Below are 14308 nucleotides of genomic sequence, written 5' to 3' on the forward strand. Positions count from 1 at the left end.
CCGCGGCGGGGGAGGGAAGGGCGGCGCTGGAACGCGGCAAAGGCCGCGCACGCGCCGACGAATCCGGAGCCGGAGGGGCCTCGTGCCACTCCGACCCCGCCGCGGCGGCCGAGCCGCCCGCCCGATTCGGGCGGTCATCCGGTCTCCGCCGACCGGCCGGGGGCGGCCCGCGCCCGGCCGGCCCCCGCTCCCTCCGAGAGGCAGCCATGGTCCTCCGCAGCCGTTCGCACCGGGGCTGGGACGCCAGTCCCACCGAGCCGGCCGACCCCGTGCTCGGGCTGGCCGTGCACCACCGCGGCCCACGTTCCACCTGACCGGCCGCGCCCCGCGCGTCTCCTACTGGAAGTCCACGCGCGACTCGCGCGTGCACGCCAACGGGCGGGCCGGCATCGGCTACCCGTTCGGCGTCTGCCGGAACGGCGTGTCCGAGGGGCGCGGCCTGGGGTGCTACCAGGCGGCCCAGGGCACCACCGCCGGCAACTCCGCATGGTCCTCGGTGACGCTGATGCGCGGCGGTGACGAGGCCCCCACCGACAGCCAGGTGCAGGCGGTCCGGGACCTGCGCGGCTCCCCGATGGGCCGCGGCGTGGCCGGGACCGTGCGCGGGCACCGCGACCTCGTCTCGGCCGACTGCCCGGGCGAGAGGTTGTACGCACGCGTGCGCGACGACGGCTTCACCGGCGGCGCCGGGGACGAGGCCGGCGCGCCGTCGGGCTCGCCGGTGCTGCGACGCGGCTGCACCGGACCGCGGGTCGTCCAGCTCCAGCAGGCCCCGACCGCGGCGGGGCACCCGGTGCGGCCGAGCGGCGCGGACGGCGCCTTCGGGCCCGCGACGGAGAACGCCGTGCGGGCGCCGCGGCACCGCTTCGACCTGAGCGTGGACGGGGAGTACGGGCCGCGGAGCGCCCGTGCGCTGCGCGGCGCCCTCGCGGGGTGAGCGCCGGCCGTGCCGGCGCGGGAGTCACACCGGCTCCGGCACGGCCGGCCCCCGGAGCCCTCGCCGCCGTCGGTGATAATGGGCGCCGTGGACACCGAGAACTCTGGCGCGGCCGGGGCCAGGACGCTGCTGCGCGGTCTCGCGGTGCTGGAGGCCGTGGGGCGCGGTCGGCGCCGGCTCACCGACCTGGTCGAGGAGGTGGGGACCAGCCGGTCCACCACCCACCGGCTGGCCAGCGCGCTCGTCGCGGCCGGGTTCCTCCGGGTCGACGATGACGGGTACCGGCTGTCGTCGAAGCTGATCGAGCTCGGAGCCAAGGCCGAGGCCGAACTCGACGTCCCCGGGGTGGTCCACGAGACGGTGCTCGCCGTCGCCGAGCGGACCGGCGAGGCCGTGCACGTCGGGGTGCTCGACGGCGCGGACGTCGTCTACATCGACAAGGCGCGCTCCCGCCGCGGCATCGAGCTCGCCTCCCGGGTGGGCGGCCGGGTCCGGGCGCAGAACACGGCGCTGGGAAAGGCGGTGCTCGCCACGCGCGCCGACGCCGAGGCCCTGGAGGTCTACGACCCCCGGTCGCGGGCGACCCGGCGCTCGTCGGCCTCCGCCGAGGAGTTCGGCGCGGCGGTCCGCCAGGCGCGGGCCGACGGCTACGCGCTGGACCGCGAGGAGAACGAGCTGGGCATCTCCTGCGTCGCCGCGCCGATCGCCGCACCCGGGGCGCCCGCGGCCGCCGCGATCTCGGTGACCGTCCCGACCGTGCACCTGAGCGCCGAGCGGACCGCGGAGCTCGCCGACGTCGTGACCCGGGCCGGCGCGCGGCTCGGGCGCCAGCTCGGCGGCGGCTCGGCGCTGTCCTGGCTCTGAGGCGGGCTGAGGACGGGCGCCCGGGATCAGCCGGCGCGCCGCGCGCGCAGGTCGGTGAGCCGGGCCCCCAGGTCGGGGTCGTCGAGGAGGGCGCGCCCGACCCCGACGGCGAGCGCCCCGGCCGCCAGCCACTCGCCCGCCTCGGCGACCGCGATCCCGCCGGTCGGTACGATGCGCGCGTCCGGCAGGACGTCGAGCAGCCCGCGCAGGTAGCGGGGCCCGCCGACGTGGGCCGGGAACAGCTTGGCGGCTCCGCCGGCCCGCAGCGCGGCGGCGACCTCGCCCGGGGTGAAACCGCCCTCCAGGAAGAGCACCCCCGCTCCGGCGACCTCGCGCACCTCCGGGGCGGCGTAGGGGCTGACCAGGAAGGCGGCGCCCTCGTCGAGCGCCCGCCGGGCGTCCGCCGCCCCGGTCACGGTGCCGACCCCGACCGTCACCTCCGGGAACCGCGCCCGCACCGCGCGGACGGCGTCGGGCCAGCCGGGGATGCTCGTGGTCAGCTCGACCACGCCCAGCCCGGCGTCGGCGAGGCGGCCGGCGGCTTCCAGCGTCGCGTCGACGCCGGACGTGCGCAGGACGGGCAGCAGCACAGCCTCGGCGATGGCCGCGAGGACGGCCTCCGGCGTCGGGGTGGGCGTGGTCATGGAACCTCCGGTGGCGGATCGGACCGCCGGCGCGCCGCGGGTCCGAGGCTGACGGCCGACGTTCGCGCCATCCCACATACAGGGATGGCTGTCAACTTCTGGGACATCGTAGACGCGGCGTGCCGCACACCGCGCCACCGGGGCCACCTCACCGGCCGGACGCCGCCCTGTAGCGACCGGCTGCCAGGATCGGGAACCCGCGCCGCGGCGCACTCCCGACGCACGTGTCCGCCAGCCCCCGGGAAGCCGGCATGCCGAACACCGCGGACCTCGCCAACGCCGCCAAGGCCCTCCTGGCCGCCCTGCGGCCCGCCGACTGAGACGCAGGGTCCCGGCGGCGGTGTGCCCGGGGCGGGGCGCCCAGTGCCGGGGTGGTGCGGGGCGTGCTGTCGACGGTCCCTATAGTGATCGGCATCCCGTTCCACGGGATGCATCCCAACTATCGGGACCGACTTCGGATGGGTGGAGGCGAGCGTGACCGCTGACCGGGACCTCGTGGCGCTCGGCGAGTGCATGGTCGAGCTCAGCTCGGTGGAGCCGCTGTCGACCGCCGCCACGCTCACGGTCCGCTACGCCGGGGACGTCCTCAACTCGCTGACCGTGGCCGCGCGGCTCGGCGCGCGCACCGGCTTCATCACCCGGGTGGGGCGGGACCCCTTCGCCGAGCGGATGCGCGGCACGTGGCTCGCGGAGGGGGTGGACCTCACCCACGCCCGCCTTGTCGAGGGGGTGAACGGCGTCTACTTCATCAGCCTGGACGAGAACGGCGAGCGCGAGTTCACCTACCGCCGCGCCGGGAGCGCGGCGAGCACGCTCGCCCCGGAGGACGTCGACCCCGCCTACCTGGCCGGCAGCCGCGCACTGCTGCTCTCGGGCATCACCCAGGCCATCTCCGCGAGCGCCCAGCGGGCGACCGCGCACGCCGCACGGGTCGCGCGGGAGGCCGGATGCCTGGTGGCCTACGACCCGAACTACCGCCCGGCCCTCTGGGCGGCGCGCGGCGGTCCCGAGGCCGCCCGCGCGGCCGCCGCCGAGGTGCTGCCGTGGGTTGACGTCCTGCTCCCCAGCACCCCGTCGGACCTGGTGGCGCTGACCGCCGCCCCGGTGCCGGACGGCGCGGCGCACGGGGCGGCCGCGCACGCGCTGCTGGCGGGCCTCGCCCCGACCGTGGCCGTCAAGGACGGCGCCGCGGGCGTACACGTGGGACCGCCCGGCCGCTCCGAGCACGTCGCGCCGGCGCCCCCGGACCGCGTCGTCGACACCTCCGGGGCCGGTGACGCGTGGAACGCCGCCTTCCTGGTGGCGCTGCTGCGCGGCGACGAGGTCGCCGCCGCTGCCCGCGCGGCCAACCGGGTGGCGGGCCGCACCGTCGCCCACCGGGGCGCCATCCCGCCGCGCGACGCGGAGCTCACGCTGGACTAGGTCTTCCGCCCGGTGCGGCCGGTGCGGCCGGTGCGGCGGGACGCTGGCGGCGCGGGCGGCACCGCCCGCGCCGCACGGGGACTCCCGCCGGGCGGACCTAGGCGCGGTCCTGGTGCACGGCGTAGAGCGGTCCGGCGAACGGGGCGAAGTCCGGGTAGTTGTACCACTTCACGCCGCTGGCCTTCTCGGCGTCGCCCCACTTCTGGTTCTCGATGTCGTACGACACCCACCACCAGCCGTAGTTGGGGTAGGAGGTCTGGAAGAACGCCCGCAGCAGCCCCTTGTCGGGGGTGATCGCCACCGTCCAGGCGTCGTCCGTGCCCACGATCTCCTGCGGAGGCGACCACTTCCTGGACTCCGGGTCGTAGGCGGTCCAGCGGAGCGGGCCGGAGGAGCCCGAGGCATCCGTGGAGACCACGAACAGCCTGCCCCCGGCGGCGGCGACGTCCCACTGGAAGGACGAGGTCACGCCGGGAATCCGCTTGGGGTCACTCCACTCGCCGGTCTTGGAGTCGTAGGTCAGCCACGACAGGTTCTGGTTCTCGTCCCGGAGGGTCACGTAGAGCAGCTTGTTCAGCGCGGCCGCGTGCACCCCGTTGAACGTCTGCGCCTTCGGAACCATCTGGACCCTGGACCAGGTGTTGGTCTCGGAGTCGTAGGTGCGCCACTTCACCGGCCGCTCCACGCCCGTGACACGCTCCACGCAGACGAGGTACAGCAGTCCGTGGTAGGCCACCAGCGCCGGCGGCAGACTGGACAGCATGTCCGGCACCTGCTGCGGCACCGTCCACGTCTGGCCCTCCAGCTCGTAGCGGAGCCACGACAGGCCGCCCCTGCCGTCCGGGCGGTAGCAGACGTAGAGGGCGCCGTTGTACTGGTCGGCCGCGTAGGAGCCGACGGTCTGGACCCCCGGGATCTCCCCGAGCTCCTTCCACTCCGTCCCCTCGTAGCGGCTCCAGTACAACGGCGCGACCCCGACGCGCGCCGTGCCCTCCTGACCACCGAACTCGCTCATCGGCGGTGCCCCCTTCCCCCGAGGTCCGTGTGCCGGCCGCCGGCCGGGCCCTGTGCCGCACATGGCTGGCGCGCGGCGGAACCGCCGCGCGCCGTGGCTGCACGGACATTCCACTCGCACCCCGCACGGCGTGCCGTTCCAGGCGCGTGTGCTTGGCGAAGTCCGGAAGCAATCCGCATGCCCGCTTTGCGGGCGTCCGCGAACTCAGCCGGCCAGCTTGCCGAGGGCGGCCAGGTAGCTCTTGATGAAGTGGTCGCGGACCCCGTCGGCCCCGGGCGCGAACAGGTCGGCGGTGTGGCCGCGCACGCGGTCGGCGGCGCCGCCGAGGAAGGAGGCCTTCTTGTCCCGCAGCCGCCCCTGGGAGTCGATGTACATCTCCGCGGCCACGTGGCGGTAGAGCGGCTCGGGCGGGAGCTGGGCGACGATGTCGTTGTTGTTGACGAACCGGAACATCCGGCCGCGGAACGCCTCGTCGTAGGCCGTGGCCAGCTCCGGGTCGCACGTGCGGGGCTGGCCGAAGGTGTAGACGCCGTCCGCCAGCAGGTCGGGATCGTCGAAGTACATCCGGGCCGCCGCGAGCATGGCGAGGGCGCCGCCCAGGCTGTGACCGGTGAACCACAGCGATTGGCCGTCGGTGCGCGCGGCGGTGACCGCCTCGTGCAGTTCCGGGTAGACCGCGTCCAGGGCCTGGGCGAACCCGGAGTGCACCCGGCCCCTGCGGGCCGAGTGCGGCACCTGCGCAGCGTTGGCGTCGGAGAGCCAGTCGCGCAGTTCGGCCGGCTCGGTGCCCCGGAAGGCGACGACGATCATCCGGTCGCTCGCGGCCACGAAGCCCTCCGTGTCCTCCAGCGGGAACGGCGGGCGGTGCGCCACGCGGAACGACCGCGACATCGGGAACCCCCACGCGGCCGTGCGCGCGGCGACCTCGTCCGCGTCGTGGTAGGCCAGTGCCGCGGCCTGCGCCAGGCAGTGGGCGTGCGGAAGTCCGTACGCGGTGGCGGCATGGTCGAATGCGACCTCGGTCATCCCTGCTCCCCCGGTGTGTGCGACTACGGTGCGTGACGCAGACTTCCCGCAGGGTAGCGGATCAACCCGCGCGGCGGGTCCGCGGCGGGTTTGCGACCGGCCGAAACCCGGTGGGGACGGGCGGCGCGCCAGCGGCCCGGGCACCGGCGGGCCCCGTCGCGCTCCTCAGCCGGTGCGGCGCTCGGCCGCGGCCACGATCGCGGCCAGCCGCCGGTGGTGGGCGCCGGGCCAGTACACCCGTCCGCACGCCCGGCACCGGACGAAGGAGTCGTAGGTCGCCCGGGTACCGGGCAGCAGCTCCGGCTCGACGTCGGCCTTGCGGACTTCGGCCAGCTCGCCGTTGCAGGCGGTGCAGCGCGTCCAGGGCGCCAGCGGCGGCGCGAACCGGTCGAGGACGTCGGCCAGCTGCTCGTCGGGGTGCGCGCCGCGCACGAAACCGCCCGCCCGCAGCCGTCGGCGGCGCAGCAGGCCGCGGTCCTGGGTGAGCAGCACGCGGTGCTCGGCGTTGGCCTGCACGACCAGCTCGTCGTCGTCGGCGTCGTTGCGGTACGCGGAATCCACGCCGACCAGCCGCATCCGCCGCGCCAGCGCGCCGAGGTGGACGTCCAGCACGAAACGCGGCGGCGACCACGGGACCCCCTGCGGCCGCCGGACCCCCGCCACCTCGACCGTCGAGCCGGGGCCGGGCCGGTGCGACGGCGGGACGGTCCGGCCGTCGACGCGCAGCGCCCCGACCTCGGTCAGCGGAACGCCCAGCGACTCCACCACATGCCCCAGGGACGAGGTGCCGTCGTGCGGCACCGCGACCGGCGCGCACCGGTACCGCCGCGGCAGGAAGAACCGCAGCTCGGCGGCGAAGCCCAGGTGCAGGGTCGGCTGGTCCACCCTCCAAGGATGCCACCCGGGCCGCCTGCCGCCGCGGGCCGGGCGCGGCGGCGGGTAGTCTCCGACCGTGGACCGGCGGAGGCCGGTCGGCCCGCGACCAGGGGAGGCGCCGTGCCCGCACCCGCCCGGCCGCCGCGCGGTTCGCTCGCGGCGGCGCTCTCCGCGGGGACCGTGGTCCTCGACGGCGGCCTGTCCAACCAGCTGGCCGCGGCCGGAACGGACCTGTCCGGCGGGCTCTGGACGGGACGCGCGCTGCGCGAGCACCCCGACACCGTGCTCCGGGCGCACCTCGACTACTACCTGGTGGGCGCGAGCGTGGCCACCACCGCCAGCTACCAGGTCACCTTCGAGGCGTTCGCCCGCCACGGGGTGGACCGGGCCGGCGTCGCCGGCCTGCTGCGGCGCAGCGTCGCCCTCGCGCGGGAGGCGGCGGAGCGCGCGGGGGCGGCGGGCGTCTCGCGGCCGATGTGGGTGGCGGCGTCGGTGGGCCCCTACGGCGCGATGCTCGCCGACGGCTCCGAGTACCGGGGACGCTACGGGCTCAGCGTGCGGGAGCTGGAGCACTTCCACCGGCCCCGCCTGGAGGTCCTGGCCGAGGCCGGCCCGGACGTACTCGCGTTGGAGACCGTTCCGGACACCCGCGAGGCCGAGGCGCTGCTGCGGGCGGCCGACGGCCTCGGCGTCCCCGCGTGGCTCTCCTACACCGTCGCGGGCGGTGCGACCCGCGCCGGACAGCCGCTGGAGGAGGCCTTCGCGCTGGCCGCCGGATCCGACTCCGTGATCGCGGTGGGTGCCAACTGCTGCTCCCCGGCCGATGTCGAGGAGGCGCTGCGGGTGGCCGCCCGGGTCACCGGCAAACCGCTCGTCGGCTATCCGAACAGCGGCGAGACGTGGGACGGCGCCTCCGGCGCCTGGCGCGGGCCCTCGGAGTTCGACGTGCGGTACGCGGCCGCCTGGACCGCGGCCGGCGCGCGACTGGTCGGCGGCTGCTGCCGGGTGGGGCCGGCGGAGATCACCCGGCTGGCGGCGGCCGTCGCAGGCCGCTGAGCGCAACGCGCTGTCGGCAGGCCCCGCACGCATCACGGGCGCGGCGGGCCCCCAGCCCGGCCCCGGGCCCGCGACGACAACGCCGACGGGGGCCACCGAGGACGCGCCGGACGGGGGAGCGGCAGTCCGGCGCGCAGGGCCCGTGCCGGCGTGGGCCGCATCTCGTCCCGCCGCCGGTGCCGGCGGGGCGTTGGGCGCCCAGCGCCGGGGGCGCGACGCCAGCGGGCCCCGGCCCTCACGGTTCCAGCAGGACCTTGCCGTCCCGGCCCCGTTCGACCGCGGCGCGCAGTGCGGTGCCGATCTCGGCCAGCGGGAACCGGGCCTGCACACGGGTGGCCGCGTCCCCGCTGCGGACCAGCTCGCCGGCCGCGCGCAGGGCGCGCCGGACGTCGGCGGGGTCGGCGGCGTGCACCCACGCGCGCAGCCAGAACAGGTGGAGCCCCAGGTCCGGCCGGCGGGCGGTGAGATCGGCGGGCAGGGGGCGGCCGGACAGCAGGCCGTAGTGCACCAGCCGTCCTCCGGGGGCGGTCGTCAGGGCCAGGCGTTCGCCCTCCGCGCCGCCGACCGCGTCGAAGGCGACGTCCGGCCCCCGGCCCCCGGTACGGCGCCGCAGCTCCTCGTGCCAGTCGGCCCGCCCCGTGCTCAGCACGGCCGCCCACGGCGCCTCCGCCCGTCCCGGGGCGCCGGGGTCGCCGCGCACCAGGCCGATGGCGCTGACTCCGCGCCGGTGCAGCATCCGGGCCAGCATCGCCGCGGTGGCCGAGCCCGCCGCGTTCACCGCGACGTGCCGGGTCCGGCCGGGGAACACATGCTCCTCGATCATCCGCATCGCGGTCAGCGGGTTGATGTAGCTCGTGGCCGCCTGCGCGTCGGTTAGTCCGTCGGCGACCGGGAAGCACCAGCGCGCCTCGGTGCGCTTGATCCGCTGCCACGCGCCCGGGCTGCCGATCGGCAGCACCCGGTCCCCCACGGCCAGGGTGCCGACGTCCGGACCGGTGCGTTCGACGACGCCCACCCCCTCGAAACCCGGGACGAGCGGCAGCCGGGTCCGCGAGGCGTAGGCGCCCGAGATCGTCACCAGGTCCGACGGGTTCACGGTGGCCGCCGTCATCCGCACCCAGACCTCCCCGGGCCCCGGCGGGTCCGGCTGGTACGGCTCGACCCGCACCACGTCGGCCGCCGGGCCGAACGACCTCGCGATCGCGCGATACAAGCCGACCTCCCCGGTCCGGTGGAAACCCGGTCCATCATGCCGCAGCCGGCGGGTGGACATCCGGCGCGGCGCCCGGAAAGAATCGGTCCGGCCGGACGGCGCCGAGGCGGGAGGAGCGGGCGGGTGCGGGTGCGGATCGCGTTCTCCGACGTCGACATGCACGGCAACGTGCACAACGCCCGCCACGTCGCCTACGCCGAGGACGCCGTCACCGACCTCCTCCGTGCGGCGGGACTGTCCGACCGGTTCGACCCCCGTTCGCGCACCGCCGTCTACCACGTCAAGAAGGTCGAGGTGGTCTTCCACCGGCCGCTCGGTTTCGGCGACCTCATCGACGTCACCGCCCGGCCGGCGCGCATCGGCCGCACCAGCCTCACCTTCGACGTCACCGCCCGTCCCGCCGAGCACCCCGACACGTCCCCGGCGGTGCGGACCCAGGTGGTGTGGGTCTGCGTCGATCCCGCGACGCGGCGCACGATCCCGGTCCCGGAGGAGACCCGCACGGCCCTGGCCGCCCTCGGGGCCGGGGCCGGCGGCGCGTTCTGAGTCAGCGGCGAACGGGGACCGGCGAAGGCAGAGGGCCTGGTGGCCCGCCGCCGCGCGGCCGCGGTCGTGCGTGCTCGGCGGGCGCGTGCGTGTCCTCCCTTCTTCCCCGTTGACGGCGTGTCCCCTCGCCGCACGTCGCGTGCGCAAAGAAGCGTGTCGAATGCGGCGTGGCTTGGGTAGTCGGTAGCGAACGATTCACCGGTGACGGTGAATGGCCCTCCCCGCTCCACGCTGCTCCCCGGCCGGGATGTCCGTTCTCCGGCAACCCCGAGCAGCGCGTCGATTCGCGGTTGACGCTGCTAAGGGCCCGCCCGGCGTACCGAAACTCGCATGCTCGGCCCAGAGGGCCATTCGAGCAATCGCGATGAGAGCGCTGCCGCCGTCGCGGACGTAGCCCTTGGGCCGGAGAACTGGGCGCGGTGAGGGTGCCAACCAGGGGGTGGCCGCGTTCCGGGCGACCGCGCCACTCAGGACGCCGCCTCGTGGTACGGCGTACGGGGCCGTGGCGGATCGGAGCCAGGGGGCGGGGCGCCAATGATGGATCTTGAGCTGGAGACCGACCGGGTGCGCCACCAGGAAGTCGGACCCATGGTCACTGGAGCGTTTTCGTGATCACGTCGGAGCGGCGTCGTTCGTCGGCAGCGGCGAATACCCGGCCCAGGTCTTCTTCGACAGGATAAAGTCCGACACTCGTCGCAACAGCGTCGTCTTCGCCGCCGAACAAGCCCTCGTGGAGCCGACGGGCGTCGGCGTCCTGAGCGGACCGACCATGGCCAACCGATATGCGACCTGCCGCCGCGCGTTCGCTGGACGGGACCGCTCAGCAGTGCGGCAGGCCATAGCCGCTGTCATCGGCCGACTCGAACAACAGTCGCTTGAGGTGCGAATCCGGGCGCTCGTCCACCCCGGTGACCTGGACGCCTTCTGGAGTGAGACCAAGCACGCCATGCGCGCCCGGATCGCGGACGACATCGAGCAGATCGACCCGCCAGACAGCTCCCAAGAATTGACCGCGGAGCAGATCGGGATCCTCGGTCGTGTGGAGCTCAGGCATGTCCGGACGGCTCTTCCGTCGCTGGAGCCGAAGTCCCAGAACCTTTCGCCCTGGCAGAAGGCGTCTGTGATCAAGCATCGCCCCGGACCGTAGAGGTATGGCTACGTGGCCGAGATCCTGATGGCGCCAAGTGCTGGCGCACAGCTGAGAACCCAGCTCAATGGGCGGTCTCGTCGCGTGCCCCGTACCTGGCCGCCGAGCACCTGGGCGACATTCCCGCCGCCTGGGCCGAGAACGACGAATGCCGCACGGCGGCAGCGTTGCCCGGACTCCCGGTCACGTTCTTCTCCCTGGTCCCTGCGCCACTCCGCAAGGACGGGGCACGGCAGGCGTTCCTGGCTGCTGTGCGCGAGCTGGAAGGTCAGGACAGCCAGTTCCGCTACGACGAACTGGCACAAGCGATCCAGGCCGCATCAGGTCCCGGCAGGTAGCCCTGCTTTCCCACCAGGCGTCTGTCGAGGCCGTGGGCGGTGAGCGGTCGACCGCTGCCGGGCACGGGCGAGGGGACGCGGCGCCGTTGGGGTGGCCGCCGGACGGTCTCGGCGCGGCGGCGGTGCCGGCCGCCCGGCGCCGGGGTGGCGCCGGGCGGCCGGCTACTCGCCGCCGCGCAGGCCGAGGTCGTCGGCCAGTCGCCGGGCGTCGGCCCCCTGTGCTGCCTCGGCGAGGAGGCGGCGGGTCAGCCGGGCCCGCCACTCGTCCTCCGCTTCCTCGCGGGCCCGGGCGAGGAGCGCGCGCATCGCGGCGTCCGCGCCGTCCAGGCAGCACTTCTCGGTGTTCACCGCGTCCGATCCCCCTCTGTCAGGAGCCTGCGCAGCGTGCGGTAGCCGCGGCTCAGCCGGGCGCGCACGGCGTCCTCACTGATCCCCAGTACCTCGGCGATCTCCCGGGTGTCCATGCCGTCGATGCTCCGGAGCGCCACGGCCGAGCGCTCGCCCCGGGGCAGCCGGGCCACCAGCGCCATGGCGCGGCGGGCGGCCTCGGAGTGTTCGTACTCGGCCTCGGGGCGACCGACGCGCGCCGGCCGGTCCGGGAGGCGCTCGTGCGCGGCCTCGACTTTCGCCCGCTCGAAGGTCCGCAGCAGGTGGCGCCGGGCCGCGGTGGCCATCCACGCCCGGGGATTGTGGATCTCCCCCGGGGCCGAACGCTCTCGCTTCCACAGCTCCAGGAGCGCGTAGCTGACGGCGTCCTCCGCATCCTGTTTGCTCCCTCCTTCGCCCAGATGCAGCGCGGCGGCCAGCCGGGCGGCCGTGCGCAGGTGGTCCGGTGTGATGGTGGCGGTGGCCGGATCGCTGGTCATGGGTCCTTCCTGTAACCGAGTGACCAATCCCCCCCGATGGGGAGGAGCGGGGTGCCGGTCGGCGGGGCCCCCCTCGACCGCCGTCCGGCTCCGCTCCTCGATCCGCCATCAGTCCTTTGGTGGCGGGACGTACCGATTCGTGACGTCGATTCGTGTGATCTGGGTCACTGAATTGATCGGACCTCGATCACCACCTTCTCCGTGCCGTCGGGGTGGTACTCGGCGACGCGGCCTCCTCCCGCGACGACCCGCGCGGCGGCGATCCGCGCGGCCGCCTCGTGCCGCCGCAGGCGCTCGCGCGAGCGCAACCGCAGCCACACCGCCGCCAGACCGCCGAGCTCGGCGACCACCGCCAGTGCCAACGCGACCCACCACGGCTCCATCCTGACTCCTCCGCTCCCGGCGCCCCTGACCCGGCGCCTCCGACAGACAGGGGCGCGGCGGGGCCGGACCGTGACGTCCCGCCCGACACGGCTCGCCGGGGATCGACGCGGGGGAGGCGCGCGCCGGGGCCGGACGCGCTGGCCGATGCCGGCCCGCGCGGTCGCGCGGCCGGAGCGGCGACGCTGTCCGGAGCCGTGCGAGCATGGCCGGCAGTGGAGGACCGCACCGCCCGGTCCGCGCCCCCGCCGACCGGTGCCCGACGACAGACCGACCGCTGACGGCGCCGCGACGCCGGGACCACAGGAGGCCGCGTGCCACTCGCCGAACGGATCGCCACCTGGTACCGCGAGCGCCCGGACGCCACCGCCCTGCGGATCGGCGCGCAGCGCCTCGACTACCGGGCGGTCGCCGAACGGGCCGCCGCTGTGGCCGCCGGGCTGCGCGCGGTCCCCGCGGTCCCCCACCCGCCCGGGTGGGGGATCAGGGAGCACGGCCGGCTGCTGGCGGTCGACGTCGGCAACCACCCCGCCTTCGCCGAACTGCTCGTCGGCGGTACCGCGGGCGACGGCGCCTGCGCGGTGCTCGACCCGGCGTGGCCGCCCGAGCGGGCGGCGGAGGTGGTGCGCCGCCTGCGCCCGGACCTGCTCGTCACCGACGGCTCCCGGCCCGCGGTGGTCGCGGCGGCCCGCGCCGGCGGCATCCCGGTGCTGGTGGCGGGAGCGAGCGGTGCGGCCGGTGCGCGGGGCACGGCCGGCAGTGCTCGTGGCGCCGGCCCGGCAGGCGCCGACGGCGCACCCGGTGGGGGCGGGGGCTCGGCCGGAGCGCTGGGCGGGGAGAGCGAGGCCGCGTTCAGCGGGGACGGACCGGGCGGTGCGCCCGGTGAGGAGGGTGCGGCCCGCGTCATCAGCGGGGACCGCGACGGACCCGGCTACGCCTCCTGGCTCGCCGCCCACCTCGGCGCGGATCCCGCCGGGGAACTGGTCGGCGGCGCGGACGCCGGCACGTTCCTGATCGGCTTCACCTCCGGAACCACCGGGCTGCCGCGGGCGTTTCGCCGCTCTCGGGCGTCATGGCGGGCCAGCCTGCCGCGCAGCTGCGCGGTGTTCGACGTCGACCACCGCGGCCGCACGCTGGCGCCAGGCCCGCTCGCGCACGGCCTCGGGCTGTACGCGCTCGCCGAGGTGCTGCACACGGGCTCCGCGTTCGCCACCCTGCCCTGGTACGACGTCACGGCGGTGGCCGACCTGCTGGCCGCCGGCGAGGTGACGCGGCTGGTGGTCGTCCCCACGATGCTGCGCGGACTCACCCGGCGCCTCGCCGAGCTCGACGCGGCGCATCCGGAGGTCGCCACGGTGGTCAGCAGCGGATCGAAGCTGGACGCCGAGACCCTGCGCCGCACCCGCTCCCACCTCCCCGGCGCGCACGTCCGCGAGTACTACGGCGCCTCCGAACTGGGCTTCGTCACGGTGCGGCACACCCCGCCGCACGCCGCCCCCGCCGACGCCCCGGACGCCGTCGGCACGCCCTTCCCGGGCGTCCGCGTCGAGGTGCGCACCCCCGACGGCCGCCCCGCCCCTCCGGGCGTGCCCGGCACCATCCACGTGCGCGGCGACCTCGCCTGCGACGGTTACGTGTGGGGCGACGACGGCACCGGCTTCACGCGGACGGGGGAGTGGGCCACGGTCGGCGACCACGGCTGGCTGGACGCCGCCGGCACCCTCCACCTGATCGGCCGCGCCGGCGGCATGGTGGTGACCGGCGGCCACAACGTCCACCCCGGCGAGGTCGAGTCAGCACTCCGCCGCCTCGACGGCGTAGAGGACGCCGTCGTCGTGGGCGTCCCCGACACCTACCTCGGCACCGCCCTGGCCGCCATCCTCACCGGCCCCGCCGTCGCCGCCCCACACGTAACCGTCGCAGGCGAGGTCGCCGCGCACGTGGATGGTGCCGGGCACGCCCGGAGGGGCGGGGCGG

Annotated in this window: 15 protein-coding genes; 7 read left to right on the top strand and 8 right to left on the bottom strand. The window is 75.9% G+C overall.

Annotation, left to right across the window (positions count from 1 at the left end; all coding sequences use genetic code 11):
* Window positions 1-364 precede the first annotated feature (364 nt).
* A complete protein-coding gene (locus DEF28_RS21475) occupies window positions 365-937 on the top strand; it encodes a peptidoglycan-binding domain-containing protein (RefSeq protein WP_114399761.1) in 573 nt (190 codons plus the stop codon).
* Between the two features lie 87 nt (window positions 938-1024).
* Window positions 1025-1801: an IclR family transcriptional regulator gene (locus tag DEF28_RS21480; RefSeq protein WP_158562891.1), complete on the top strand. Its 777-nt coding sequence runs from the start codon at window positions 1025-1027 to the stop codon at window positions 1799-1801.
* A 26-nt stretch (window positions 1802-1827) separates the two neighbouring features.
* Here the strand turns inward: DEF28_RS21480 and DEF28_RS21485 are convergent, their stop codons facing one another.
* The gene (locus tag DEF28_RS21485; protein ID WP_114399763.1) at window positions 1828-2445 is read right to left on the bottom strand and encodes a bifunctional 4-hydroxy-2-oxoglutarate aldolase/2-dehydro-3-deoxy-phosphogluconate aldolase; all 618 of its coding nucleotides are present in this window, start codon (window positions 2443-2445) and stop codon (window positions 1828-1830) included.
* A gap of 474 nt (window positions 2446-2919) precedes the next feature.
* Between DEF28_RS21485 and DEF28_RS21490 the strand changes: the two genes are divergently transcribed.
* Window positions 2920-3867 (top strand): sugar kinase, encoded by a 948-nt coding sequence (locus DEF28_RS21490; protein WP_114399764.1) that lies wholly within the window; start codon window positions 2920-2922, stop codon window positions 3865-3867.
* 97 nt (window positions 3868-3964) lie between these two features.
* Here DEF28_RS21490 and DEF28_RS21495 read toward each other — a convergent pair whose 3' ends face one another.
* From DEF28_RS21495 to DEF28_RS21505, 3 genes are all read right to left on the bottom strand, one after another.
* A complete protein-coding gene (locus DEF28_RS21495) occupies window positions 3965-4882 on the bottom strand; it encodes a Kelch repeat-containing protein (protein WP_114399765.1) in 918 nt (305 codons plus the stop codon).
* Between the two features lie 204 nt (window positions 4883-5086).
* A complete protein-coding gene (locus DEF28_RS21500; RefSeq protein ID WP_114399766.1) occupies window positions 5087-5908 on the bottom strand; it encodes a lipase family protein in 822 nt (273 codons plus the stop codon).
* Between the two features lie 165 nt (window positions 5909-6073).
* Window positions 6074-6793, bottom strand: a complete 720-nt coding sequence (locus DEF28_RS21505) for a Mut7-C RNAse domain-containing protein (protein ID WP_114399767.1) — start codon at window positions 6791-6793, stop codon at window positions 6074-6076.
* A gap of 111 nt (window positions 6794-6904) precedes the next feature.
* On the opposite strand from DEF28_RS21505, the gene mmuM reads away from it, so the two are divergent.
* A complete protein-coding gene (mmuM, locus tag DEF28_RS21510) occupies window positions 6905-7840 on the top strand; it encodes a homocysteine S-methyltransferase (RefSeq protein WP_181874398.1) in 936 nt (311 codons plus the stop codon).
* Window positions 7841-8075: 235 nt separating this feature from the next.
* Here mmuM and DEF28_RS21515 read toward each other — a convergent pair whose 3' ends face one another.
* Window positions 8076-9053, bottom strand: coding sequence for a zinc-dependent alcohol dehydrogenase family protein (locus DEF28_RS21515; protein ID WP_114399769.1), 978 nt, complete (start codon window positions 9051-9053; stop codon window positions 8076-8078).
* Between the two features lie 123 nt (window positions 9054-9176).
* On the opposite strand from DEF28_RS21515, the gene DEF28_RS21520 reads away from it, so the two are divergent.
* Both DEF28_RS21520 and DEF28_RS21525 read left to right on the top strand, forming a co-directional pair.
* Entirely contained in the window at window positions 9177-9599 is a 423-nt protein-coding gene (locus tag DEF28_RS21520; protein WP_114399770.1) for an acyl-CoA thioesterase, read from the top strand.
* 544 nt (window positions 9600-10143) lie between these two features.
* Window positions 10144-10746, top strand: a complete 603-nt coding sequence (locus DEF28_RS21525) for a hypothetical protein (protein WP_114399771.1) — start codon at window positions 10144-10146, stop codon at window positions 10744-10746.
* A 500-nt stretch (window positions 10747-11246) separates the two neighbouring features.
* Here DEF28_RS21525 and DEF28_RS21530 read toward each other — a convergent pair whose 3' ends face one another.
* From DEF28_RS21530 to DEF28_RS21540, 3 genes are all read right to left on the bottom strand, one after another.
* The gene (locus tag DEF28_RS21530) at window positions 11247-11432 is read right to left on the bottom strand and encodes a hypothetical protein (RefSeq protein ID WP_114399772.1); all 186 of its coding nucleotides are present in this window, start codon (window positions 11430-11432) and stop codon (window positions 11247-11249) included.
* Window positions 11429-11950, bottom strand: a complete 522-nt coding sequence (locus DEF28_RS21535; protein WP_114399773.1) for an RNA polymerase sigma factor — start codon at window positions 11948-11950, stop codon at window positions 11429-11431. Before DEF28_RS21535 ends, DEF28_RS21530 begins: the two co-directional genes overlap by 4 nt.
* Before the next feature lie 164 nt (window positions 11951-12114).
* A complete protein-coding gene (locus tag DEF28_RS21540) occupies window positions 12115-12333 on the bottom strand; it encodes a hypothetical protein (RefSeq protein WP_114399774.1) in 219 nt (72 codons plus the stop codon).
* A 312-nt stretch (window positions 12334-12645) separates the two neighbouring features.
* On the opposite strand from DEF28_RS21540, the gene DEF28_RS21545 reads away from it, so the two are divergent.
* The coding region (locus DEF28_RS21545) for an AMP-binding protein (protein WP_114446205.1) at window positions 12646-14308 on the top strand (1663 nt) is incomplete at its 3' end.

The organism is Marinitenerispora sediminis, assembly GCF_003336425.1.
Lineage (GTDB): Bacteria > Actinomycetota > Actinomycetes > Streptosporangiales > Streptosporangiaceae > Marinitenerispora > Marinitenerispora sediminis.

What these genes read in the sequence shown, in the direction of transcription:
- DEF28_RS21485 (WP_114399763.1), bottom strand. Translation starts at nt 2,445, where the DNA reads ATGACCACGCCCACCCCGACGCCGGAGGCCGTCCTCGCGGCCATCGCC.
- DEF28_RS21495 (WP_114399765.1), bottom strand. Translation starts at nt 4,882, where the DNA reads ATGAGCGAGTTCGGTGGTCAGGAGGGCACGGCGCGCGTCGGGGTCGCG.
- DEF28_RS21500 (WP_114399766.1), bottom strand. Translation starts at nt 5,908, where the DNA reads ATGACCGAGGTCGCATTCGACCATGCCGCCACCGCGTACGGACTTCCG.
- DEF28_RS21535 (WP_114399773.1), bottom strand. Translation starts at nt 11,950, where the DNA reads ATGACCAGCGATCCGGCCACCGCCACCATCACACCGGACCACCTGCGC.
- DEF28_RS21540 (WP_114399774.1), bottom strand. Translation starts at nt 12,333, where the DNA reads ATGGAGCCGTGGTGGGTCGCGTTGGCACTGGCGGTGGTCGCCGAGCTC.